This is a genomic window from Arthrobacter sp. SDTb3-6 (assembly GCF_013376095.1).
In the GTDB taxonomy this organism is placed as follows: domain Bacteria; phylum Actinomycetota; class Actinomycetes; order Actinomycetales; family Micrococcaceae; genus Specibacter.
The window spans coordinates 34,723-58,509 of record NZ_JAAMFN010000021.1 but is presented as its reverse complement, the minus strand read 5'-3'; the positions used below and the strand labels follow the sequence as shown (position 1 = coordinate 58,509).

General features: G+C 62.5%; 26 protein-coding genes. 8 read left to right on the top strand and 18 right to left on the bottom strand.

Features of this window, described 5'->3' with window-relative positions; all coding sequences use genetic code 11:
* The first annotated feature begins 1 nt into the window (after position 1).
* Genes G6035_RS11660 through G6035_RS11650 form a run of 3 tightly spaced genes read left to right on the top strand, consistent with a single transcriptional unit; the run spans position 2 to position 3,125 of the window.
* Positions 2-637, top strand: a complete 636-nt coding sequence (locus tag G6035_RS11660; protein ID WP_176617258.1) for a TetR/AcrR family transcriptional regulator — start codon at positions 2-4, stop codon at positions 635-637.
* A 2-nt stretch (positions 638-639) separates the two neighbouring features.
* Positions 640-2,211, top strand: a complete 1,572-nt coding sequence (locus tag G6035_RS11655; protein ID WP_176617257.1) for a glycerol-3-phosphate dehydrogenase/oxidase — start codon at positions 640-642, stop codon at positions 2,209-2,211.
* Entirely contained in the window at positions 2,208-3,125 is a 918-nt protein-coding gene (locus G6035_RS11650) for a diacylglycerol kinase family protein (RefSeq protein ID WP_176617256.1), read from the top strand. Before G6035_RS11655 ends, G6035_RS11650 begins: the two co-directional genes overlap by 4 nt.
* A gap of 557 nt (positions 3,126-3,682) precedes the next feature.
* Here G6035_RS11650 and G6035_RS11645 read toward each other — a convergent pair.
* From G6035_RS11645 to G6035_RS20145, 3 genes are all read right to left on the bottom strand, one after another.
* Positions 3,683-4,072: a hypothetical protein gene (locus G6035_RS11645; protein ID WP_176617255.1), complete on the bottom strand. Its 390-nt coding sequence runs from the start codon at positions 4,070-4,072 to the stop codon at positions 3,683-3,685.
* A gap of 44 nt (positions 4,073-4,116) precedes the next feature.
* The gene (locus G6035_RS20625) at positions 4,117-4,347 is read right to left on the bottom strand and encodes a helix-turn-helix domain-containing protein (RefSeq protein ID WP_176617254.1); all 231 of its coding nucleotides are present in this window, start codon (positions 4,345-4,347) and stop codon (positions 4,117-4,119) included.
* Between the two features lie 112 nt (positions 4,348-4,459).
* Positions 4,460-4,768 carry a helix-turn-helix domain-containing protein gene (locus G6035_RS20145; protein WP_256127924.1) on the bottom strand — a complete coding sequence of 103 codons (309 nt, stop codon included), beginning with the start codon at positions 4,766-4,768 and terminating at the stop codon, positions 4,460-4,462.
* A 48-nt stretch (positions 4,769-4,816) separates the two neighbouring features.
* On the opposite strand from G6035_RS20145, the gene G6035_RS11630 reads away from it, so the two are divergent.
* The 3 genes from G6035_RS11630 to G6035_RS11620 all read left to right on the top strand — a co-directional run bounded on the left by G6035_RS11630 (position 4,817) and on the right by G6035_RS11620 (position 7,385).
* The gene (locus G6035_RS11630; protein WP_256127923.1) at positions 4,817-5,386 is read left to right on the top strand and encodes a hypothetical protein; all 570 of its coding nucleotides are present in this window, start codon (positions 4,817-4,819) and stop codon (positions 5,384-5,386) included.
* 220 nt (positions 5,387-5,606) lie between these two features.
* The gene (locus G6035_RS11625; protein ID WP_176617251.1) at positions 5,607-6,851 is read left to right on the top strand and encodes an Ig-like domain-containing protein; all 1,245 of its coding nucleotides are present in this window, start codon (positions 5,607-5,609) and stop codon (positions 6,849-6,851) included.
* 30 nt (positions 6,852-6,881) lie between these two features.
* On the top strand, positions 6,882-7,385 hold the full coding sequence (locus G6035_RS11620) for an A24 family peptidase (protein ID WP_176617250.1): 504 nt from the start codon (positions 6,882-6,884) through the stop codon (positions 7,383-7,385).
* On the opposite strand, the gene G6035_RS11615 is transcribed toward G6035_RS11620, so the two are convergent.
* From G6035_RS11615 to G6035_RS11565, 11 genes are all read right to left on the bottom strand, one after another.
* The gene (locus tag G6035_RS11615) at positions 7,382-8,737 is read right to left on the bottom strand and encodes a glycosyltransferase family 87 protein (RefSeq protein ID WP_176617249.1); all 1,356 of its coding nucleotides are present in this window, start codon (positions 8,735-8,737) and stop codon (positions 7,382-7,384) included. The genes G6035_RS11620 and G6035_RS11615 overlap by 4 nt on opposite strands.
* 64 nt (positions 8,738-8,801) lie before the next feature.
* Positions 8,802-9,695: a type II secretion system F family protein gene (locus tag G6035_RS11610; protein ID WP_176617248.1), complete on the bottom strand. Its 894-nt coding sequence runs from the start codon at positions 9,693-9,695 to the stop codon at positions 8,802-8,804.
* A 10-nt stretch (positions 9,696-9,705) separates the two neighbouring features.
* Positions 9,706-10,665 (bottom strand): type II secretion system F family protein, encoded by a 960-nt coding sequence (locus tag G6035_RS11605; protein ID WP_256127922.1) that lies wholly within the window; start codon positions 10,663-10,665, stop codon positions 9,706-9,708.
* Complete coding sequence (locus G6035_RS11600; RefSeq protein ID WP_176617247.1) at positions 10,662-12,131, bottom strand: CpaF family protein; 1,470 nt, start codon at positions 12,129-12,131, stop codon at positions 10,662-10,664. Before G6035_RS11600 ends, G6035_RS11605 begins: the two co-directional genes overlap by 4 nt.
* Positions 12,128-13,327 (bottom strand): AAA family ATPase, encoded by a 1,200-nt coding sequence (locus G6035_RS11595; RefSeq protein ID WP_176617246.1) that lies wholly within the window; start codon positions 13,325-13,327, stop codon positions 12,128-12,130. Before G6035_RS11595 ends, G6035_RS11600 begins: the two co-directional genes overlap by 4 nt.
* Positions 13,324-14,088 (bottom strand): RcpC/CpaB family pilus assembly protein, encoded by a 765-nt coding sequence (locus tag G6035_RS11590; RefSeq protein WP_176617245.1) that lies wholly within the window; start codon positions 14,086-14,088, stop codon positions 13,324-13,326. Before G6035_RS11590 ends, G6035_RS11595 begins: the two co-directional genes overlap by 4 nt.
* A gap of 23 nt (positions 14,089-14,111) precedes the next feature.
* Positions 14,112-15,122 (bottom strand): pilus assembly protein TadG-related protein, encoded by a 1,011-nt coding sequence (locus G6035_RS11585; RefSeq protein ID WP_256127921.1) that lies wholly within the window; start codon positions 15,120-15,122, stop codon positions 14,112-14,114.
* A complete protein-coding gene (locus G6035_RS11580) occupies positions 15,110-15,487 on the bottom strand; it encodes a TadE/TadG family type IV pilus assembly protein (protein WP_176617243.1) in 378 nt (125 codons plus the stop codon). Before G6035_RS11580 ends, G6035_RS11585 begins: the two co-directional genes overlap by 13 nt.
* Positions 15,488-15,612: 125 nt before the next feature.
* Entirely contained in the window at positions 15,613-15,846 is a 234-nt protein-coding gene (locus G6035_RS11575) for a Flp family type IVb pilin (protein ID WP_256127920.1), read from the bottom strand.
* Between the two features lie 476 nt (positions 15,847-16,322).
* Entirely contained in the window at positions 16,323-16,550 is a 228-nt protein-coding gene (locus G6035_RS11570; RefSeq protein WP_256127919.1) for a Flp family type IVb pilin, read from the bottom strand.
* A gap of 182 nt (positions 16,551-16,732) precedes the next feature.
* A complete protein-coding gene (locus tag G6035_RS11565) occupies positions 16,733-17,536 on the bottom strand; it encodes an RDD family protein (protein WP_176617242.1) in 804 nt (267 codons plus the stop codon).
* Positions 17,537-17,590: 54 nt separating this feature from the next.
* Here G6035_RS11565 and G6035_RS11560 point away from each other — a divergent pair, with 54 nt between their 5' ends.
* Together G6035_RS11560 and G6035_RS11555 are read left to right on the top strand one after the other, a co-directional pair.
* Positions 17,591-18,583 (top strand): stage II sporulation protein M, encoded by a 993-nt coding sequence (locus G6035_RS11560; protein WP_176617241.1) that lies wholly within the window; start codon positions 17,591-17,593, stop codon positions 18,581-18,583.
* A gap of 85 nt (positions 18,584-18,668) precedes the next feature.
* Entirely contained in the window at positions 18,669-20,018 is a 1,350-nt protein-coding gene (locus G6035_RS11555) for a TIGR01906 family membrane protein (RefSeq protein WP_371130988.1), read from the top strand.
* A 290-nt stretch (positions 20,019-20,308) separates the two neighbouring features.
* On the opposite strand, the gene G6035_RS11550 is transcribed toward G6035_RS11555, so the two are convergent.
* The 4 genes from G6035_RS11550 to G6035_RS11535 all read right to left on the bottom strand — a co-directional run bounded on the left by G6035_RS11550 (position 20,309) and on the right by G6035_RS11535 (position 23,699).
* On the bottom strand, positions 20,309-22,042 hold the full coding sequence (locus G6035_RS11550; RefSeq protein ID WP_176617240.1) for a dolichyl-phosphate-mannose--protein mannosyltransferase: 1,734 nt from the start codon (positions 22,040-22,042) through the stop codon (positions 20,309-20,311).
* Between the two features lie 79 nt (positions 22,043-22,121).
* A complete protein-coding gene (locus G6035_RS11545; RefSeq protein ID WP_176617239.1) occupies positions 22,122-22,427 on the bottom strand; it encodes a hypothetical protein in 306 nt (101 codons plus the stop codon).
* An 11-nt stretch (positions 22,428-22,438) separates the two neighbouring features.
* Positions 22,439-23,095, bottom strand: a complete 657-nt coding sequence (locus G6035_RS11540) for a DUF1254 domain-containing protein (RefSeq protein WP_176617238.1) — start codon at positions 23,093-23,095, stop codon at positions 22,439-22,441.
* A gap of 1 nt (position 23,096) precedes the next feature.
* A complete protein-coding gene (locus G6035_RS11535) occupies positions 23,097-23,699 on the bottom strand; it encodes a DUF1214 domain-containing protein (protein ID WP_218063143.1) in 603 nt (200 codons plus the stop codon).
* Positions 23,700-23,787 lie beyond the last annotated feature (88 nt).

The window sequence follows — 23,787 nt, the reverse complement described above, 5'->3', positions numbered from 1 at the left end:
CATGGAGTCACACCGTACCAGCATGCCGCGGGCCGGGGCATCGGGTGCCGGGGCGCCGCCGGCCGAGGCGAAGCTGCTGGCGGCCACCCGGGACGCCGTGGTGCTCCACGGCGTGCGGCGCACCACCGTCAACGATATTGCCGAGCGCGCCGGCATCTCCCGCATGACGTTCTACCGCCGCATGGGCTCGGTGGAAAACGCGGTGCTGGCCACCCTCACCGAGGAGTTCCGCAGCCGGGCCGGCGCTGTGCGGACCGGCACTCCCGCCGGCACCGGGCGCGCCCAGCTGGTGCACTTCGCGGTGGAAAGCGTGAGGGTCTTTGCCACCTCGGAGCTGGTCGCCTCCATTGCCGAGCGGGACCCCGAGTTCCTGGTCCCGTACGTGACGGACCGATTCGGGGCCAGCCAGCAGATCGTCCTGGACCAGCTGCACGCACTGCTCGACGCCGGCACGGCCGACGGCAGCATCGAGGCCAGGGCCGGCACCGCCACGGCGCTGCTGCTGGCGGTTCAGGGCGTGGCGCTGTCCGCCCGGGTCCTGATCCGGACCGGCGCGTTTGCCGCCGCCCTGGCGGAACTGGGGACGATGCTGGAACGCTACCTCACGCCGTCGGACTACACGGCCGGAAAGGCCTGAACATGGACAACCGGACGTGGATCAACGATGAAACCCGCCGGCGCTCGCTGGAGCACGTGGCCGCACACACGCTGGACGTGGCCGTGGTGGGCGGCGGGATCACGGGTGCGGGGGTGGCCCTGGACGCCGCGAGCCGGGGACTGGGCGTGGCACTGGTGGAGGGCGGGGACTTTGCCTCGGGGACCAGCGGCTACAGCTCCAAGCTCATCCACGGCGGGCTGCGCTACCTGGCCAAGGGGGATTTTGCCGTGGCGTGGGAATCGGCCGTGGAGCGGCGCCGGCTCATGGAGCGGATCGCCCCGCACCTGGTCCGGCCGCTGGGCTTCGTCATCCCCGTCACGCGCGGCGCCCCGGCCTGGGAATCGGGGGCGGAAGGGTTCGGGGCGGTCCTCTATGACGTGATGCGCTGGCTGACCGGGATGGGAGGCACGGTGCTGCCGCGGCCCCAGCTGCTGTCCCGCCAGGCCGTGGCGGCCCTGGTCCCGGCCCTCGATGCGCAGGCGCTGCGCCGCGGAATCCTGTACTGGGACGGGCAGGCGGTGGACGACTGCCGGCTGGTGCTCGGCGTGCTCCGGACGGCCGCCGGCCTGGGCGCGCACGTGCTGCGCGACGTCAGGGCCGCGGCCCTCACGGACACCACGGTGGACGCCGTCGACGTCCGGACCGGGGCGCCGCTGCAGCTACGGGCGAAGGTGGTGGTGAACGCGACGGGCGTGTGGGCCGCCGGGTTTGAGCCGGAGCTGACGGTGACACCCAGCCGCGGCACCCACCTGGTGGTCCGCGCGGAGCGCCTCGGCAATCCGCACGCCGCCCACACCGTCGCCGTGCCGGGGCACTTTGGACGCTACGTCTTTGTGCTGCCGCAGCCCGGCGGCCTTGTGTATATCGGGCTGACGGATGAGGAGGACCACGGCGCCGATGGCCACCATCCCGCAGTCCCGGAGCACGACGTCGGCTTCCTCCTGGACATTGTCAACACCACCCTGGCCGTGCCCCTGGCGCGCGACGACGTGGTGGGTGCCTTTGCGGGGCTGCGGCCCCTGGCGGCGGCCGCGCACGGCGAGGGGCCGGACGGCACGGCCGACATCTCGCGCCGGCACCTGGTCCGGGACGTGCCCGGCACCCCCGTCACGGTGGTGGGCGGAAAGCTGACCACCTACCGGCGGATGGCCCAGGACGCCGTGGATGCCGTGGTTGGCCGGCTCGGGATTTTTGCCCCGTGCCGGACCCGGGACCTGCCGCTGGCCGGCGCCGCCTCCGTCCGGGAGCTTGCGGACGTGGCCGCGCCGGCCCGGCTGGTGGCGAAGTACGGCACGGAGGCCGCGGACGTGCTGGCGCTGTCCCGGGTGGACCCGCTGCTGGCGGCACCGCTGTTTGACGGCACGGAGATCACCGGCGCCGAGCTGCTGTTTGCCGTGCGGGCCGAGGGGGCTGCCTCCGTGGAGGACCTGCTGGAACGGCGCACCCGGCTGTCCTTCGTTCCCGCCGATGCCGAACGGGCGCGCGGCCGGGCCGCCGAGATCCTGGCGCTCGCCGGCACTTTTGGGACCGGCACCGCAGAGGCAGCAGGGTGAGCGCGGCGCCTGGCCGGGCCCCGGCGGGCGGCCCGGTGCTGCTGCTGGCCAATCCGGCATCGGGCCGCGGCCGCGCGCTGCGCCTGCTGCCCCGGACCGCGGACGCGCTGCGGGCCGCAGGGTACACGCCCACGGCTTGTGTCACGGACAGCCTGGCGGACGCCACGGCACGGGCCTGCGCGGCAGCGCCGGGAAGCGTGGTGGCCGTCCTGGGCGGGGATGGTTTCCTCGGGGCCGCCGCCACAGGGGCGCGGGAGTCGGGCGCCGTCGTGCTTCCGCTGGCAGGGGGACGGGGCAACGACACGGTGCGCCGGCTGGGACTGCCGCTGGACCCCGTCAAGGCGGTGGCGGGCATGGGCCGCCTGGCGGTCCGGGACCTCGACCTGGGGCTGGTCAACGGGCACCCGTACCTGGGTGTGGCCAATGTGGGCTTCGACGGGCTGGCCAATGAATACGGCAACGGCGCGCGGCTGAACCTGGGCCCGTTTGTGTACCTGTACGGCGGGCTCAAGGCGTTCAGGGAGTGGCGGAACGTGACGTTTACGGTGGCCGTGGACGGCCGGGAAACAAGTTTTCCGGGCTGGTTTGTCGCCGTGGGGAACGTGGGCCAGTACGGGGGAGGGCTGCGGATCTGCCCGCAGGCAAGGGCCGACGACGGACTGCTGGACGTGGTCTCGCTGGCGAAGGCGTCGATCCTGGAGGTGGCGGCAACGTTCCTGCGCTCGTACCGCGGGGCGCACCTGGGCCGGGCCAATGTCAGCCTGCGGCGGGGGAGTGAGGTGGTGGTCAGTGCCAACAGGCCGCTGAACGTTTATGCGGACGGTGAGCGCGTATCCGCGTTGCCAGTGACGGTGGGGATTGCGCCCGGGGCGGTCAAGGTGCTGGTGCCGGAGGGGGCAGGGGTTGTAGGGTGACGGGCCTAGCTTAGAGTGTTAGGGACATTCGCAAGCGTTCAACGCCTTCGGCGCCCTCGGGAACGAGGTTCATCCATTGCGGCTTCCTGGCTACGTTGCCGGGCATATTAGCTAAGTGACGTCGTGCCGCTGGCTGGTAATGATGGCAACGGAGATCACGGGCCGTAACCACGCTGGCCAGTGTCAGAAAAGCGGTGACATGGCGTTCTCTGCCGGGATTGTCCATGATCTCCAGAGCGGCGGCTTTGCCTATGGGAGTGCCATGAGATTGGGTCGATTGACCTTGCCGTTGGAGGATCCAGCCTGAACTTCAACGAACTCTGCCTGGTGGAAAGCCTGCTGGGACGCCGGTGCCGCAATTGTTGTTCCGCCGGTCGCGCCGCGTCGCCTCTCGCTGCGCTCGCCGGTGAATCGGGGAATGAGTACATCGACCATGGCATTGCCGCGCAGCCATCGATGTTGATGCCCTTCAAGGGACTCTCCGGCCGGGGAGTGCTTCGAAGATTTCGAAAATGGCCCGCCAGGACTCTTCCTGCTCCGAAAGCATGGGCGGCAGTTTAATGGGCAAGGACGCTTCTGATGATGGAATCGGCTGCTGACTGCTCCCGGGAACCGGGGCGCTCGGCAAGGTCCATGGCCGAGAAGATGGCCGGCACCTCATCGGGAAGCTTATCGACGACGCGAAGAACCACATTGGCCCGCCGGCCGCGGCCAGCCGGAACCAGAAAACAATCGGCCCTGATGCGGTCGAGGTCGGCCTTCGCTACATAGGCTTCCACTTCATTGCCGGGCAGTAATCCGGAGCGGGCGTCGGAGATGCCGGAGAGCCGGATATTGGGATCTTCCCTAAGTTCTGGAATGTCGGCATTGCCGATGGCGAATTCTACGGCTCCGGCGCTGGCTGACAGCCACGCCCGCAGTTGGCCCTCCGGGTTTCCATGAGCCATGAGGTTTCGGATATGCCTCCGCAGCCTATGTCGCTCCACTGCGCTTAGACCAGGCGAGTCCTTCCCCTCCAACGCTTGCGCCAGGGCCATGGCATTTTGGGGGACAGTGGTCGTCCCGCAGATTTGTTCCATATTTTGTCGACGACGTCTCCCTCGTCGACAACCCATTGTCCGCCGACCTTTTGAGCCTTCAGGCGGCCTTCATGGATTAGTTCGCGAACCCTCTCGGGGCCCACGCCCAGCCTTTTTGCGACATCGTTTGCTCCCAAAACCATTGCACGATACTGCCGTAGTCGGGTGGTTTGTGAAATAGTCGTCCACACATGTGTGGCGAATGTTCAAGGCAATGAGCAGGCCGCGCTTCTACGGGCGCCGTGCCGTTTGGTCTCATTTGCTTTGCCTCCGCCGCCTCAGGCCCGCCTCGGTGCGGGCGTGCTTCATCCGGGCAAGGGCGATTTTCGGGTCTTCATCACCCGGTGTGCCAAGGGAAGTTAGGGCTCGGCATTGTTCCGCCTTGCGGGCCTCCTTGAATGACAGGATGTCCTCCAGCTTGATGCGACGATGCGTTCCGGCCTTCTCAAACGGAATCTTTCCAGCGTCGAGGATGCGTTCGATTGTCGGCCGCGTCACACCCAAGAGCACGGCAGCCTGTTGCGTAGTCAACGTGAGTGAGCATGGAGTGATGGTGACGGCCAACCCCTTGCGGTCCGGGACCATGAATCCCACAGAGTGGCATTGGGATCGATGGGAAACAAACTGAGGGAAGCCATCCAGGACTATCCTTCGGCGGAATCCGGATTTCCGCGGCTTTACATGGTGCTCCAATATGCCTTGGCCGGGACTGAGTACCACGTGGTCCGTTTTGAAGATAAGTCCCTGGCCGTGGTCCATGCCGATTACCTGGACTACAGCGACGCACTGCCGCACCTTCTGGACCGGGACCTGAAATCGCCGGAACTTGTTCGCATGGTGCTGGGCCCGAGGATGCCGGCCGTTCTCTACCCGGGGCACTTCATCCTCTCGGACGTCATCCACGTAGCTCTGTCCGCCGGACAGCCCCTCAGCCTGGCCGGGTACATTGACTTTGTGGCCGACGCCCTTCCGGCCCTGCCCGCGGAAACGATCCGGTTGACCCTCGGGCTGCTGCGCGGCGGAGTTCTCACGCACGACGGCGGCACTGACCCTTTGGCTCCCAGCCCGGCTGCGGCCACGGAGACAGCGGCGCTTCAGATGCTCATCGACGGCGCCAAGCGCCGGGCGGCTGAGATTCAGTGGCCGGTGAGTGAGGAAGAACTCGTGGAGGCGCTTTACTGACTACTCTGGCGCACGTGCCACCGGCGTCGAGGTCACACTGTGGGCCGCTGCAAGCTACCCCGGCACGTGCTGGCAGAGTGTCCCAGAGGTTACCCAATCGCAACCCCAAACACCCTTGGCCTACGCGTCCAAAACAAGGCCGTGCCGTAAAATTGTGACTTAGCCGTGTAAGGTCACGTGCTTCCGCCGTGGGGCTGACCCACAGTTTTGGGGAGATTGAATGCCGGAGTTGGAATCCGCCCGGAAGCCTCGCAGGGGCTGGAAGATCGCAGTGGTTGCGGCGGTCGCCGTGGCCATCGGCATGGGCGGCGTCGGAGCCGCCACGGCCAATTCGTGGGTCGCAGGCAACGAGGCGGGCGCCCCCACGCCGTCGGCGGTCCCCACCACCACCCCGCCGGCCGCCCCCGTTGAACTTACGGTGGCCCCCGGGCAAGGCGCGGAAGGCTACAACCCGGCAATGCCCGTCACGGCCCAGGTCAAGACCGGCACCATTTACAGCGCCATCCTGAAGGAAACCGAAACCGGCGCCACCACCGACGGCGAGCTGTCCGACGGCGGCCGCAAGTGGGTCTCCGGCTCCGCGCTGGCGTTCGACACGAACTACACGTTCAGCGTCACCACCATGGATGGGCACGGCAACCTGGATACCAACGCCACCACCTTCTCCACGGTCCCGGCCGCCAATGAAGCGGACATGTGGATGTACCCGGCCAACAACTCCACCGTGGGCGTGGCCCAGCCGCTGGAGTTCCACTTCAGTGAACCGGTGACCAACAAGGCCGCCGTGGAAAAGGCCATCAGGATCACCTCCGCGACGGGGCAGAAGGGCGCGTTCCATTGGTATTCGGACACCCTGGCCCGCTACCGCGCCGCCACGTACTGGCCGGCCAATACCGCCCTGAAGGTTGACATCAAGCTGTTCGGCGTCGACTACGGCAACGGCCAGATCGGCAACTTCAACAAGACCAACACCATCAACATCGGCGACAAGGTGGTCATGGAGGCCGACGCCTCCGCCAAGATCGTCCACATCTACGTCAATGACCACCTGGCCAAGACGTTCCTGGCCTCGATGGGCGACGAACGCTTCCCGTCGGCGTCGGGCTTCCTGGTGCTCACGGCGGACAAGCAGCGCCACGCCACGTTCGACGCCTCCACCATCGGCCTCAAGCCCGGCGATCCCGCCTACTACGGCAAGCTCAAGGTCGAATACGCCACGCGACTGGCCAACAGCGGCATCTTCATCCACCTGGCGGCGCCCGTTGCCATCCCGTACCTGGGCAAGGTCAACCTCTCCCACGGCTGCATCGGCCTGGACCGCGAAGGCGCCTCCTGGGTGTTCAACAACATGAAGCCGGGCGACCTCGTGCACACCACCGGCACGCTGGACCCCACCAACACCATTGCACCAACCGACGGCTTCGGCGACTGGAACATCCCCTTCGCCCACTACGCCAACAAGTAACCCTCCTACCGACCCCGGGACGACTGGCTGATGATCACTGTTCTGCGCGAACTATGGGGGAGCGCCCCCCTCGCCTTTTGGCTGGTGCTGATTGCCGGCCTCTACTACCTGGTCATGGCCTGGCGGCTCACCGTTATCGACATCAGGAGCAAGCTGCTGCCCAACCGGATCGTGTTCCCGTCCGCGGCCATTGCCGGGGTGCTGCTGCTGTTGGCCAGCCTGTTCATGCTCGACGCCGGAGCCGCCTTGCGCACGGTCCTTGGGGGAGCGGTGCTGTGGGCCGTATATGTGGTCCTGCGGCTCGTGTACCCGGCCGGGATGGGCTACGGCGACGTGAAGCTGGCGTTTGTGCTGGGGCTGTACCTGGGCTTCGTGGGCTGGGGCGCCGTGCTGTGGGGGACGTTCCTGGCCTTTGTGTTCGGTGCCCTGTGGGGGCTGGCGCTCATGGTGTCCCGGCGCGGCAGCCGCAAGTCGCAGATCCCGTTCGGGCCGTTCATGCTGGCCGGTGCGCTGGTGATGCTGGCCGTCGGCTAGTCTCTATTGCTGTTCACCGGACCGGTTTCTAGCATAAGTGATGGGCGCGAGGCCTTTAGCGGAGCCCTGTAGCCGAGTGCTTCCCGGATTGATGCAATCCATAAAGCGGATAGTGGCAGAGCGGACCAAGGAGCGCCAAGTATTGCCAGTGGCCACGGAAATAGCGACGTTAGCATCAACGAAAATGGCGTCAGCCATGTCGCGACAAAGGCGGCCGAGAGGGTCACTCTGAGGTAGCGAGAAGATCGCCGTTCAAGCAAAAAGAGGGCGACTGGGACCAACAGCAAACCATCATAAAGGAGTGCGTGCGGGGACAGTACCACCGTTGTAGCCAATGTGGCCATCCACAAGGCCTTGACGTCGGCGGTCCGCCCTCGTGTCACATACCGCACCCAAAGCAGGACTAGGATGCCTGCCGTGACGGAGATCCATCCGAGGTTTGGGGCAAGCCACACGGCCCAGCCGGGGGGAAGAACCGCGAGGGCAAACGCTGGGATACTAATCATTTTCCAAAGCTGTACTTGTTGAACTTGCTCAGTGTAAAGCGGGCCTGTGATCGTCTTCACCCACGTACTGACACCTTCGACTCCAACTAACAGGAAAGACGCTAAAAGAATCATGGCGGAGGCGGCAATGAAGGCCGCCAGCGCCTTGAAACGTCGTTGGATGAACAACGCGAATGGAACTAGGATAATGTTCTGCGGTTTCAGGGTGCCCAGTGCGAAGAGAAGGCCGGAGCTGAGTTCATGGCGGGATTCGAGACATTCCAGTCCCAATAACCAAAGCGCGAGCATGAAGGCGGTGTCTTGGCCACCTCCAAGGAGCTCAAATAGTGGCGCCGACGCAAGAATGGGTAATGCCACAGCCCAGCGGTAACGAATGAATAGTCGAGGGGCGATGCGCATCATTCTTCGGAGGCACCAAACAGTCAAAATTAGATTTATTACCAACCAAATTAGCGCACTGGGGTTGTAACCAAGCATGGCGAGCGGAAAATACAGTGCAGCCGTCACAGGAGGGGAAACGAACCATGAGAGCGCAAGCGTTTGCCCCAATACCGAATTTTGGATTTGGTGTTGTGCATCTGGGCTGTAGAGTGAACTAAGTTGTTCCAGACTGAGCATTCGACCACCGGTCCAGTGCGCAAGGTAGTCGGGCTGGAAGGCGCCTGTTGTGCCCGGATCCGTAATCCTTACGAGCGAATTCACCAAAAGCATGACGGTGCCGAGGGAGCAGAAAATGAGTGAGTAGTTCCTTACTCGCTCAAACGTTATGAAATTATCGATCTTGATGAGTACATGAACGGGAAGAAGCATCAACCTCGCAGAACGTCTGTTTACTACCTCATGCATGGTGCCCCCAATGTTATTTCAAATAATTCCATTATCTGTATTTATGGCAGGCGCATTTTCAGAACTAAAACGCACTATTTGAAAATATGTGCATGATGCCAATTATTGCTGGGCTCAAGATGACGATAAACAGAACCGGCAATATAGTGAATATGAGTGGAAACAGAATTTTCACCGGGATTTTCATGGCTTTCTCTTCGGCCCTTTGACGACGCTTGACCCGCAATTCATCTGCCTGAGCGCGCAGCACGTTCCCGATTGATATACCATACTTATCAGCTTGGATGATTGCTCGGACAAATGATTTCAAGTCCTTGACCTCAGTACGTTGGGCCAAAGCAAGGTAGGAATCTGCCCTGGTTCGCCCCATTTGGATGTCTTGGAGGGTCCGCTTTAGTTCCGTTGCCAGCGGTCCCGTGCCTGTCGACGCTGCTCGTGTCATGGCTGACTCGAAGCCTAGGCCCGCTTGCACCGCGATCAACATTTGATCGAGGGTGTTTGGAAGTTCTAGAGTAATTTTCTCCTGCCGATCTTTCGCTCGCGAATCAAGCATGATGTCGGGTGCAAAATAGACGAGGACCACGGCGCCAAGAAGGGACAGTACCGTCACCTTCGTGGGATTTGAGGCAACGAACAGAATACCAACCAAAAAGACCCCGAAGGACAAGAGTGGCTTAATAACCAGTAGGCGAGCCAATGGCATTTTTGCTGGTCTGCCAGCCCGATTCAAAAGTCTTTGAAGCCAGGCCTCATATGATTTGGGAGCCAAGCGGCCGGCAATTTCACTAAGGTCTACACTTCTGGATCGCGCAAGTTTTTCCTTGACAGCCAGCGGCCCAACCAATAAATTTTGTCGCACCAATTTCCGGGTTCCGGTGTCGGCGGCGAGGACTTGGAAGAGAAGAGTGGCTAAAGGAAGTGTGATGAATAGGATGGCCGCAAGGGCGAGGGGTGACATTTTCTACTCCCTAGAATTTTATCTTGATTACTGCCCGCAGCCAGAACCCGCCTACGCCCATGAGAATGACGGAAACAATGCCGACGATTATTCCCAGCGGAGTAGCAAAGAGTGGCGAAAAGTAGCTTGGACTGAGGAGCATGACGCCGGCAAACACCAGGATTGGAAGAAGGAAAAGCACGAAAGCCGAAGTCCTTCCCTCAGCGCTAAGGCTTTTCACTTGCCGGCGGATTTGATTTCGGTCCCTGATCGTGGAGCCTACGTGGTCCAAGACCTCGGCCAAGTCACCGCCGACCTCGCGGTTGATTTCAATGGCTTGCGCAACCCAACTAAAGTCGTCGCTGTGCATTCTCAATGCTGTGTCCTGCAGTGATTGCCCCGCGTCTCGGCCCAGGCGGGTTTCGTTGACGACCCGGGCCAGCTCTTCGGACATAGGCGCATCTGAGTCGATGGCGGCTGCATCGACGGCATGCATCAGGCTGTGCCCGGCGCGCATGCCGCCAGAGAGCAATTGCAAAGTATCGCCGAGCTGGTCGTCAAATGTGGCTTCGCGCCTAGCGGTATAAATCTTGATGACGGCCCAAGCAGAAATTGGAATAGCAGCCAACATGATAAACGCGATGCCTGGCAGCTCCAGAAGGTAAAAGACAAGGACTGCAACTCCAGTGACTGCCGCCACCCTGATAATAAAGTCTGCCGGCCGCATTCGGATTCCCGCCAATTCCAGCGTTGTCGCCATCGTGTAGCGCGAACCACGCCGATCGAGGAAGCGGTTGATGGTCTCTATCGTTGAACCTGTAGCACGGGCGAGAGCCCTTCCAGCCTTCGGGACTTGAGGACCGTCAATCGGCTGTATTAATTGCGATAGCGAAACCCTGCCGTGCCGCGGCTTGAATACCACTAGCAGCAGAAGCAGTACGGCAACCAAGCAGCAGCTTGCTCCGATTGCCACCAACATTTCCTGGTTCATCGCCGGGCTCCTTCGGCAGGGACATCAAAAATGGTTGGCGAGACTTTGATGCCCAAATCATTGAAGCGCTCGACGAATCGCGGCCTAATGCCCGTGGCAACGGGCTTGCCCATGAACCGCCCGTTCGCATCCACTCCTGCTGAATAGTCAAAGAGGAATGCATCCTGGAGGGTGACAATGTCGCCCTCCATGCCTTGGACCTCAGTAACGTGCGTGACCCTGCGGGTACCGTCGCGCAACCTGGTGATTTGAACAATGAGGTCTACCGCCGATGAAACCTGCTCACGGATGGCCCTGAGTGGGAGTTCGATTCCTGCCATCATGACCAACGTTTCCAGACGGGCAATGCAATCACGGGGCGAATTTGCATGGACGGTTGAAATTGAACCGTCGTGGCCGGTGTTCATTGCCTGGAGCATGTCCAGGCTTTCGCCACCACGGACCTCGCCGACCACAATTCGGTCCGGACGCATTCGAAGTGAGTTCCGCACGAGATCCCGAATGGCTACTTCACCTTTGCCTTCGATATTGGGCGGCCGGCTCTCGAGTCGAATCACGTGCTCCTGCTGCAACTGCAGTTCAACCGCGTCTTCAATCGTGATGATGCGGTCCGTCGGCGGAATGAATGACGAGAGCACATTCAACAGGGTTGTCTTGCCTGTTCCAGTTCCACCCGACACCAGAATATTCATTCTTGCCCACACGCAGGCGTGCAAGAGTTCTGCCATCTCCGTCGTCAGTGTGCCGAAATCAATCAAATTCTGGACCGTCAGTGGAACATGACTGAACTTTCTGATAGTCAGTGTTGGCCCGTTGACAGCCAACGGCGGGATAATCACGTTGACGCGGGAACCGTCCTCAAGCCGGGCATCCACCAGCGGCGACGATTCGTCGATGCGCCTGCCAACCTTTGATACGATCCTGTCAATAACCCGTCGCAACTGCGCTTCAGAGGCGAACCTGTGCGAGGTCTTGGTGATTTGGCCAAGCCGCTCAATGTAGATGGCATCGACGTTGTTCACCATGATCTCCGTGATGGAAACGTCATCAAGCATTTGTTGCAGTGGCCCGAACCCCAGTACGTCGTCGGAGACTTCCTTGATCAGGCGACGCCGTTCATCGGTTGACAGTGCCGCCTTTTCTTCCTGGATAATGGTGGCGAGCTCGTCGGAGGCCATCTTGTTGAGTTCGTCCTCAGCCATGGTGGGATCACTGAGCCTGGCGCCGAGCCTTTCGAACAAGGTTTCCGTCGCCCTGTGTTTGAGGCCTGCCAGTCCGTCGGCGAGGGGTTGGATATTTTCAGGGGTGGCCGTCTTGTCAGCAGAGGCGAAAGGATCCGGGGGCAAAAATAGCCCGGGGTGCTGGTACGTCGCACTTGGCTCCGGATCGGCTTTGGGTGTAGAACCTGGCATAGTAGCCAGAGGTGACTGGCCTCGAGCGGCAGCGAGACGTTCTGAAAGATTCATGAGATCTCAACCCTTCTGTGGACCTTCTTTTGTGGCTTGGCCAGTACCTTCGGATCGAAGCGGGCCACCAATTTACGCATTCCCTTAGCGGCTCCGCCGCGGACATTTTCCTGCAGCAGCGGGACGCCGCGATTCGTAGACAGCGGGATTTCACGAGAACGTGGAATGACCACGTCTACAGGTACGCCGAGGGTCTCTTCGACGTCCTGCACTTTCAACCCGGTGAACTTGTCTGCAAAATTCAGCACAACATGGCGGCCAGACGGCACTAGACCTATCTCATGCAGAAGACCCAACCCGGCTCGAAGTCCTTTGATGCTTGGGACATCCATGCCACACACCCACACAACGTCGGAAGCTTGTTCGAGTGTTGCCAGAACATGCTCACCCAGTCCGGGGGAGGAATCAACTACCACATAAGCGAATTCAGCTGCGAGTTGTCGAAGAACGTGTCCGACTTGGTCGCCATTGATGTGCTCCGACTCCACCGGGTTGAGGGGGGCGGCAAGTACGTATATGCCTGCCGGGTGCACGGTCAGATATGCCTTCAGAACCATTGAGTCATTGGAGGCCGCACCGGTCACTGCATCTGACAGCGTATGTTCGGGACTCAACTGCAATCCTGAGGCCACGTCACCAAATTGGACGTCAAAGTCAACCAAAACAACGGACATCGGTGCCAGTTTGCCCAGACCGATGGCCAGATTGGTTGACACTGTAGTCTTGCCCACGCCGCCCTTTGGCGACATGACGGCGATGACTCGGCCAGCTTCCCGGGCGGGTTCATTTGGCGGTGTGAGGCCGCGCCGCCGGCTGGCGGCAGCCAGGCTCGCCCGCTCCAACATCACTCTGATGGCGTCGATGTCCGAGTCAGGGCCCAAGAGATCCCGAACGCCGCTGCGCATTGCCTGGACCGCAACGGTTTCCGTGGTTTCATGGACCAGAATCACACTGATCTCTGGGTACATGAGATCAAACACGGAGGCCAGTTTGATGGCCTTATCCACCGGGATGCCTGGGCCAAGAAGGAGAACTTCAAGCGGCTCGCCTGTTTGCCGGGCCAAGATCTCCTCGGGACCGGCTGGAAATGGAACACTCGGGATGGATTGTACAGTTCCCGTCAGATTCCCCCCGGCCGCCGCTCGAACCCGCCGCTCAAAATCTGGGACTGTGGTGACTACGTTGAATCGGCTCATTTGAATACATCACCTTGGAAGAGTGGCGCAGGAGTCGTGCCGACAGCGCCTGAGACTTCTTTGGCCACCCACACGTGCCCAAATTCGGCCGCGTGGACTAATTTGACTGCGTCCGCGGGAGTCAAAGCAACTGTGACCACCCAACTGGAAGCCCCCACTGTCGCCGGTGCGGTTGAAGGGGCAGGGGTGCTCGTGGGTGCCGGGGAAGTTGATGATCCCTGACCTGAGGCCTGCATGGAGACTACAAGTACTTTTCTTAAAGAGTTCTTGGTGGCGGGGACATTGCCGGCACCTGTACCAGTGCCGTCGTTGTAGGACAGGTAGAGTGCCGCATAGTCACCGGGTTTCAACTGTCCGCCCAACACACGGTCCGCTGTGACTGAGAAACTCAGCTCCTGCAGGTTGTCAGGTATTTTGGCGGGGTTGCTCCCTTTGTATGTGGCGGGGTCCGTGAGTCTGGCATTGGAAACTTGGTCGCCAGGCAGAAGTTCCATCGCTGCCACCTTGGACTGTACAGATTTCAAGTCCGTCATGGCTCCATTGACCAGCATGTTTGTCGGTATTTGTTTAACGGCGACAGAGTTGCCGAAAGCTGAAACGGCCGTCCCCGATGGGATTTCCTTTTGTACGACGACCACGTTCGTGGTCTGCGTCCCTTCAAGGGCCCTGGCATCGGCCCCGTTGACATAATTGACCAGCATCACAGTGCCAAGAATGGCTAAAATAACTGCTGCAATGCCCCCCAGAAGGCGTGTTTTCACGGCGCTTCCCCCTTGCTGATTGACTATTTGATGAGATGGACTGCAGTGGCCCCGTATTCGGTGGTCCCGCCATAGGTGAGGCCCTCCTCGTAGGTCAGCTGCTTGACAAAATGTCCGTACAAACCGGTGTCGCTCGGAGAGCAAAGACCTGCCGCTTTGTCGGGATTTACACATGCCGGCCAGTTGACTACTAAACCGGCTCCAAAACTCCAGCCCTTCACCAGGAAAACACCCCAACCAACGATTTTGTATTGGGCGCCTGCGCCAGTTCCGGTGACGTCGCCAAAGATGGGCACTAGTGCTGTTTGCCCTACAAGGCTGGGAGTGAACAGATCCGGGCAGGGATTGTTTCCGCCGGGATCATTTGCTGCCCACTGGTCGACACTGATAATCAAATTGCAGGTGCCATTCGTTGCCAACCAGCCGAAACCGCCCGGCATATTAATGCCTGAGGATGTAATTCCCGAACACTTTGATTTGCTGTGAAGCAGGATTGTTCGGTCTGGGCCGTCCAGGGGATACTTGTCTGGGTTGAGTTCGCAATTGCCGAAGGTTAGCGGCAACGTCGGTGGCCCGGAAAAGATACCGCCCCATGCGGCTTGGGCGACGGCCTCGACCTTGGCCGACGAAAGTCCGGTCCACGAACCAAATGGAAGGGAAAGTGAGTCTCCGCCATTGTTCAAGGTTGATGTGGTCGCCGTAACCACACTGTCGGCTATTTCTATTTCCACGGTGCTTTGACCGTCGCTCGAGTTCTGGTTTGCCAGTGTGTTGGCTGTGGTTTGCCACGTTGATGCCGCGCAAGGAGGCGGATTCTTCGAACATTCGCCGGCCACGGCCAAGGCAGCGGAATCTGCGGCATTTTGCAGCTGACCTTTTTCTGAATACACCATGCCGACGTCTACGACGAGTGCCACCATGACGAGCATTGCGACCATCAGGAGCGCAGTCAGGACGGTGACCGCACCGGTCTCAGACGCGCCCTGGCCGTGTGGAGAAATAGCTCGATCAGCTACAGACTTTAGCCACCGCATTGCATTGTCGCTTTCCGGACGAGTGATATTGGGAGTAGATCACCGATCGCGTTCACCGTATGTGTGACTGTGACTGTGATGGTGGTCGCTGGTATGGTCGCCGGGTTGGGGCAGCTGGCCGGAATGCTGACTTCGTCCGTGCTTAGCCCTACGACGTTTGCGACTGCGATATTTTTTGCACTGGTCGGATCATTTTCCACAACCATGCTTCGGACAGCGGCTCGCGCTGCCTGGGTCATGGAGATTTGCATGAAAAAAACGTAGCCGAATTGAATGATGCCAAGAATGATGGCAAGAAGTATCGGGACCACCAAGGCAAATTCGACAGTGGCGGCACCGTTTTGCGAGCCTTCCTTGACGGCCATTGTGCATCACACCGATCTAAGCTATTTGTCTTGCTCGTGTACATAAAAGATTGGGTGAGGAAATGCCGGCGTGCTTGATGCTACGATCCCGCACGCCGGCAAGTCCTCGATTGAGCCGATCTCCACTAGAGAGAAGTACCCCACCCGGTGACCTTGCCACCAAGGGTCGTGAAGAAGTCGCTCAATGCAGAACCAAAGAACGAGACACCGACGACGATGACGACGGCGATCAATGCGATGAGCAGCGCGTACTCAGTTGCGGTTGCTCCGCGCTCGCTGTCCTTGACACGGTCGGCGCCGGCGATGAACAGGGACTGGAGGGTTACATACATCTTCAACATTGTCTTGCCTGCTTTCATAAAGGTGACCAATTTGGCCGAAGACCGTAGGCGGGTCTTGGGGAATCATGCGAGGGTCAATGTGAAACGTAGTGAGAGACACCTGTTGGAGACCTTGCGAGAGACCTTCTGAGACCTGCTGTGGAGCTTCGGTTGATACCCGGTGAAATCTTTTCCCCCGGCTGAGAACAACTAAACTCCAGCCGGCCTGTCCGTCTCTAGAGTGGTCAACACTCTACTTTTTAATTTCTGATCTCATTCATCAAATTCCGCGTAAACATCGGCAACATGTGCCATCCCCACCTAGAGAGGGGATAACGGTGAACTTGAAGATTGAGTGACTTCGGTCAGTACTTGTTTGGTTTCGTGATCAAAGTCCAAGTGTGGAACAGCTCTCAACTGAATGTTTATTGAAACTAATTTATGGCATGACAAATTGGCGGCCTATGGACCGCGGAATGAATAAAGGATTTATTGCAATCGATGAAAAATTGCGGCTACAGATTGAGTGAGGTGCGGAGCGATTCAGTGATCGCTTCGAAGTACCCGCTCAATGCAGAACCGAACGTCGTCACGCCCCCGACTATGGCTATGGCAATAAGACTCACAAGAATCGCGTACTCAGTGGCGGTGGCGCCCTTTTCCCCGGTTTCCCCTTCAGCCAACCGCATCCTGGCCCACCAAGCGGCCGGAAGCGCGGAAGCAAACACGTACATCATCAACATGTCAGTGCCCTTCAAAGCGGCGGTTTCCCGCCTGAGACCAGGCAACCTCGGCTGGAAGCTGCCCCCGTGCCGGCAAGCAGCCGGCCCGATTAGGACCAACTAAACACCGGCAAGTACTCGGCCTTATAGAGTGGCGGGCACTCGTTTACGCGAAGCAGCAGAAAAACAAGTACTCGGACCCACTACTTGCTTCCAACGCCATGGGCGTTCAGGCGGATGCGCAGCTGCGCTGCCTGCGCTTCGCCGGCCGTCAACCGGGCAAATTCGCGGTCCCGGCGCTCCGAAATCAGGGTGGCCAGAAACATCTCCGGGGGAGTGCCGGCCGGCGGCAGCGGTGCCACAAAGGCCGCTGCCTCGTCCGCCAACGCCAGGCCCATCGAGCTACGCGAAGACTCCGCCATCCGCGCGCCCTGCCGCAGAAACACGGAGATGCGCCGGGCCAGCGGGTCCGGCAGCCGGCCGATGTCCGCCAGCTGTGCCCACGGTGCCAGCGCCGGCATGGTGTGCACCTGCAGCGGCTGGTACTTGGGTGCCCGGTCGCGGATGGCATAGGTACCGGCCATCATGTCACCCAGGCGCTTGGACTTGTCGTTGAACAGGCACACCAAAAACGCCACGGAGCCCAGGGACATGTAAATCTCAAATACCGCCAGCAGACCACGGACCAGGGCCTGCCGGAAGCGGATGGAGCCACCGTCGTCGCGCACTATGCGCAAGCCCATGACCAGCTTGCCCACGGACTTGCCGCGCGACACGGTCTCCACCGCGACGGGCAGCGCCACCACAATGCCCACCAACGTCACCAGGACGACGGCGCGGGCCGCGGCCCCGTCCAGCAGCCCCGGCACGGCGCCCATCACAAAAATGGCGCCGACGGCCAGCACCACGGTCACCAGGACGTCGATGGCGGAACCCAGCGAGCGGGCGGCAAACGAGGCCGGCCGCAGCTCAAGGACAACGGCCTCGCCGGTAATGATCGCGGACATGAAACCAGTCTAGTGAGGCCGCCGCCAAGGCACACGGACCGGTAGGCTGGCTGCGTGGACCTGGACGCGTTTACCGCAGTGCACCGCCCGCAGTGGGAGCGGCTGAATTCGCTTGCCCGGAAACGCCGGCTCACCGGCGGCGAGGCGGACGAACTCCTTGAGCTGTACCAAAGCACCTCCGCCCAGCTGTCCCTGATCCGCTCCGTCGCCGCCGAAGGCGCCCTCTCCGCATCCCTCTCCGCCATCCTGGCCAACGCCCGCACCCGCTTCACCGGCGCGAAGTCCAACGTGTTCGTGGACGTGGCCCGCTTCTTCACCATCTCGCTGCCCGCGGCCTTTTACCGGCTGCGCTGGCTGACGGTCATTGTGGGCGCCGTCTTCATCGTCATCGCAGCGCTCTTCGCGGCGTGGGCCGCCGGCAACCCGGCAGTGCTCGCCGCGCTGGGCAGCGACGCCAGCCTCCAGCAACTGGTCAACCACGACTTCGTCAACTACTACTCCGAAAACCCCGCCGCCTCCTTCGCCGGCGCCGTGTGGACCAACAACGCCTGGATCGCCGCCCAATGCGTGGCCCTGGGTATCACCGGCGTGTTTGTGCCGTACTCGCTGTTCACGAACGCCCAAAACGTGGGCATCACCGGCGGCGTCATGTTCGCCTACGGCCGCGGCGACACCTTCTTCAGCTACATCCTCCCGCACGGGCTCATGGAACTGACCAGCATCTTCATCGCCTCCGCCGCCGGGCTGCGCATCTTCTGGGCCTGGGTGAGCCCCGGGCCGCGCAGCCGGCTCGACTCCCTGGCACAGGAGGGCCGCTCCCTGATGACCACCGCCGTCGGACTGGTCTTTGTCCTGTTCATCTCCGGGCTCGTTGAAGCCTACGTCACCCCCAGCCCGCTGCCCGTCTGGGCCAAGATCACCATCGGCGCCCTGGTCCTGGCCGCGTATTGGACGTACACCCTGGTGTTGGGCCGGCGCGCCTGGCTGGCCGGGGAGCGCGGTGACCTTTCCGCGGACGACGCCGGGGCTGCCGCCCCTTCCGCCTGAACCACACCTGTGAGTGCGGCGCCAGTTTGGCGCCGCCCGGGGTGGCACCAGCACCGGGGCAGGATCCGCCGGTATCCTTGCGGGTGTGACAGAGAACCAGCCCCAAAAAGCCCCCGCCGTGCCCGCCGCCGACTCCACCCCCGCAACCCCTGCCAAGCCCGGGGTCGCACCTTCCGGGGCTGCCCCGTCAGGTGCTGCGCCCGCCGCATACCCCGGCGCCGGCTCCGGCACGCCCGCGGCGGAGCCGGCGGTTTCTGCCGATTCCGCGGCTTCCACGGGTGCCGAGGGGGCTCCGGGCACTGCCGGCAGCGGCGCAGCTGCACCTGCCGGCGCCCCGGGGCAACGTCCCGCCCCGGCACAGTCCTCCGCCAGCAGGATCAAGATCGACATGCCCGCCGACGGCATTCCCGAACCCATGCGCCCCGCCACACGCATGCCCAAGCTGCCCGCCGACTCCGATCCGGAATCGGCGGACAGCGCCCAGGCCGGGGCGGCTCGTGCATCCGGGCCGGGCGCGGCCACGGCGCCTTCCGCCACGCAGGGCACTTACGCAACGGCACCGGCGTCGGCCGGCAATAACGCCGGGCCCGCCAAGGCCGAAGCGGTGGACGCCGGCACGGAGGACGTATACGTGGAGCAGTCGCCCACCAGCATGCTGCAGGTCCGCCCGCCGCAGGAGGAGGTGGACCGCCGCCTGGCCGCCCGGCAACAGGCCGCCAACACCAAGCCCGTGCTGCCCCGCGTGTTCCAGGTGCTGCTGGCCGTGTTTTACCCCGTGGTGCTGCTGGTGCTGGCCATCCGGCTCGTCACCACCAACGCGTTCCTCTGGATCGAGTACCACCGCCCGGGCTTCCCGGTGGATTCCTTTGGCTTCTCCACGGACGACCGCCTCACCTACGGCTCCTACACCGTGGACTACCTGCTGAACTTTGCCGGCCGCCGCTACCTTGGCGACCTGGTCAACCCGCAGGGCACCCCGCTGTTCCTGGAACGGGAGGTGGCACACATGGCGGATGTGAAGTCGTTGATCGACTTTGCGTTCCTGCTGGGCCTGGTGCTGGCCATCGTCATGGTCATCGGCATCATCTACCTGTCCCGGCGCAGTACGGGCGGGGTGCGGCGCGGGTTGTTCGCCGGGTCCATTGTGACACTGGTGCTGATCATTGGCCTGGGCGTCCTGGCGTTCATGGGCTGGGAGACGTTCTTCACCGACTTCCACCGGATCTTCTTCGCCAACGGCACCTGGACGTTCTACACGGACGACACCCTGATCCGCCTGTTCCCGAGCCAGTTCTGGTCCGACGCCGGCATCTTCATCGGCGCGTTCGTGCTGGTGGTCTCCTCCCTGACGCTGGCCTTCACCTGGCCCACGAAGGACCGCCGCCAGGCCGTGGTCCGCGCCAAACGCCCCGGACGCCGCGCCGCCGCCCAGTAACGCACCACCCGCCCGCGGCCGTCGAGGTTAGGGCGCCTCGCGGCGGCGGAGTCGGTGACCCCTGTATGGTTTGGCGCCATGTTGCGTTTCGTCGTCCTTGTCGAGGTGGGACCGGCAAGGAAGTACGTTGGCGGCTCGCGGCAATTCAGACGCTGGATCAGTCGGGTGATGTCCGTGCGGATGGACGGGAGGTGTACTCCGAACCATGAACCCCGGTTTTTTGACTTTCAGGACTTAGTCATAAAAGTGGGCCGCGATCCTATGAGCAACCGCCTGCGGCCGCCGAACGCCTAGATCCAGGACGGCAGCCACATGTGCTGGCGCCAGTAGTCGAACGGGATCACCTCGGCGGACCACAAGGGGTAGAAGTAGGCGCTCAACGCCATCGCCAGCACCACGAAGATCCCGGCGAAGAGGGCGCCCTGCTGCCTGCGCCATGGGGGAGCGGACGCTTTGCCCATGATCATGCCCAGCACCAGCGTGACACCCAGGATCATGTACGGCTCGTACGCGATGGCATAAAAGAAGAAGATGGTCCGTTCCGGGTACAGCAGCCACGGGACGAATCCGGCCGCGAAGCCCACCAGGATGGCGGCCGCGCGCCAGTCGCGCCGGGCGGCCCAGACGCCCACCAGGAACAGCAGGGCCAGCGTGCCGCACCACCAGATCAGCGGGTTGCCCAGGCTGGTGACCATGGCCGCGCACTTGTCCGCCGTGCAGCCCGACTGGCCCTTGAGCGGATACTGCGCGTAAAACGACGTCGGGCGGCCCATCACCAGCCACGACCACGCGTTCGCCTTGTACGGGTGGTCCGTCTCGAGCCCGGTGTGGAAGTTGTAGGCCGTCAGGTGGTAGTGCCACAAGGACCGGAGCGACGCCGGGACCCAGTCCCACGCCCCGCCCGGGTTGGTCGCGGCCCAGTTGCGGTCGTACCCGTTCGTGGAAAGGAACCAGCCCGTCCACGAGGCCAGGTAGGTGGCCGCGGCCACCGGGACCATGCTGACGAACGCAAGCACGCCGTCCTTGACGATGGCACCGGTGGCCCAGTACCGGACCCCCGCGATGCGGCGGGCGCTCATGTCCCACACCACGGTCATCACGCCAAAGGCAGCCAGGAAGAACACCCCCGACCACTTGGTGCCCGTGCACAGGCCCAGCGAAATTCCGGCCGCCAGCCGCCACCACCTCATGCCCAGCCACGGGCCATGCAGCAGGTTCTTCGCCGGGACCCGGCCGTCCGGGGAGGCGAGATGGGAGAGCCGGGCGGCCAGCCGGCGTCGTCCGTCATCACGGTCCAGGAGCAGGGCGCCAAAGGCCACCAGCGCCCAAAACATGACAAAAATGTCCAGCAGCGAGGTGCGCGACTGCACGATTGCGTGCCCGTCGACGGCGAACAGCAGCCCGGCGACGGCGCCCAGGATGGTGGAGCGGAACATTTTTTGGGCGATCAGCGCGAGCAGGAAGATCGAAAGGGTGCCCACCAGTGCGGCCGAGAACCGCCAGCCGAACGAGCTGTCCGGGCCGAACAGCCACATGCCGAACGCGATCATCCACTTGCCGACGGGCGGATGCACCACGTACTCGGGCGTGCCCTGGAGGCCGGAGAAGTCCCCCTTGGTGAAGAGGTCGTTCGCCTTCTCGGCCCAATTGCGCTCGTAGCCGCTTTGCAGGAGGCTGTAGGCGTCCTTGACGTAATAGGTCTCGTCGAACACGAGGGAGTGCGGCTGGCCGAGGCGGACAAAGCGCAGCACGCCGCCGACCACCGCCGTCAGCACCGGTGCCAGCCAGAACCAGAGGCGCAGGCTGGCCGGGGTCTGGCGGAAGCCGGCACGGACGCCGTTCAGCCTTTGCGCGAGGGCCGTCCGCGTGAACGCCTGGGCCGGGTCGACGAGCCAGCGCCGTGCGGCGGGCGCCTGAAGTACGGGCGTTGCTTCCGTTGCCGTGGACGGTGCTGTGGACGCTGCTGCGGGGAGGCCCGGGGTGGGGACGTCGGGTTCCGCGGCGTTGGTATGCACCTTGCCCATGCTACCTTTCTGGCGGCGATGGGCCTTGCGTGGCGCGTTCCCGCCACCCGGACTGGTTGCGCTACTGGCGCTGCTGGCGCTACTCTCGCTTGAGCGAGATGCCCAGGCTGGGCACCACGAAGGACAGGAGGAAGACCGGCAGGATGCTCTTGCCGGTGCACCGGAAGCTGGCAACTTCGCCGTCGGCGACGTCGAAGGTCCTGATGCGGCTGGAGTTTCGGCCGCTGCGGACCTGGAGGGTGTGGTGTCCGGGTTCCACCGGAATGTCGATGGTCTCATTCATATTCAGGCTCCGGACAAATTTGCCGTCGACCACGGCGTCGTAGGGGCCGCGGCGGACCTCCACCCCGATGGCCCTGTGTGCCAGTTTCAGCGTTGCGGACATGGCCGATCTCCTTATGGTTGTTGCATCGGTGCGAGCTGAATTAGCTTCGCCAGCCCATACGCGGCGGGAACGTCGTCGTCGTTCTCGATGATTACCCGGCCGATGGCGAGCAGGGAATTAGTGGGCGCGGAAATCCGGGCCATGCCAGCCGGCAGGGATCCCTTCCAACCGGGCCCGGTGAGGACATAGTCGCCCGCCTGGGTTCCGGTGGTGCGCTTGCCCACGTAGGCAAAATTGGCGCCCGTCGACGGATCGATGAACTGCAGGCTGTAGTAACGGCCGGCCATGTCCGGTACGTGCAGGACTTGCGGCCTGTCCTTCAGGTCGATCCAGCCGCCGATGTAGAGCAGGTCGTTGGTTCCGGTGGCCAGCAGGCTCCCGCTCGCCGTCGACGGGGAAAAGGTGCCGGGCACGGCGTACAGGCTGTTGACGGGGATGGGGCCGGCACCGAAACCATGCTTGAGGATCGCCCGCTTGTAGCCGCCGACCGTCAGGCGCGGCCAGAGGTAAATGAAGGCAGGCGCACCGATCACCCAGACGACGACGGCCGCGACGACGAGCGGGAGGATCGTGCTCCCGACTGCGATGCGCCGGTACACCACCCATGCGAAGACGAGCAGTATGACTGCCGTTATGGGATACCCGTATTTCAGGATCAGGCGGTTCATGTCACTGCGTCCTGGCAACGTGCGGCACCTGGTAGCTGCCGTCAAGAATGGCCGCACCGGGCAGGTAGGCGCGCAGCATGAGCTTGAAGTTCCCGGACGGCGTCGGCAGCCAGTTCTCCGCGTGTCTGTCCGGCGCCTTCGACTGGAGATGGATATCGGTGGAACCGTCAGGGTTTTTTGCGAGGGTTGACCGGCTGCCGATGCCCAGGCGGTTGGCCGGATTGTTCACCATGTAGCCGACCATGTCGGTGGCCGTGAGCGTCCAGAAGGCGTCATTCGGCGGGAACTGCCCGGCCGGAAAATGCAGGACGTAGTCATGGCTGCTGTTCAACCGTTGTCCCGAGGCATCCGTGGTGCTGGTCCAATACGCCGCCTCTTCAAACACGTTCACGGCGGGCAGCGCCTTGGCGCAGGCGGCACGTACCAGGATCCCGTTGCCCGGTTGGCCGCATTGGCGGATGCTGCTCCAGCCGTTGACCGTGGTGGTGAGGGTCCTGCCCACCACGTTCATGGTGACCACCGCTGATAGGAACGCCAGTGTGCCGCCGATGATGATGCCCTGCACCACACCGGAACCCGAGACCCACGCGAGGACGTTCGTCATGTCCACACAGTACCCGCTGGCCAGCCCTTTTAGCCGGTGGACGTCATCATCGAATCTGCCGGCCGGCAGCACCGCCGTGGTGCCGCGG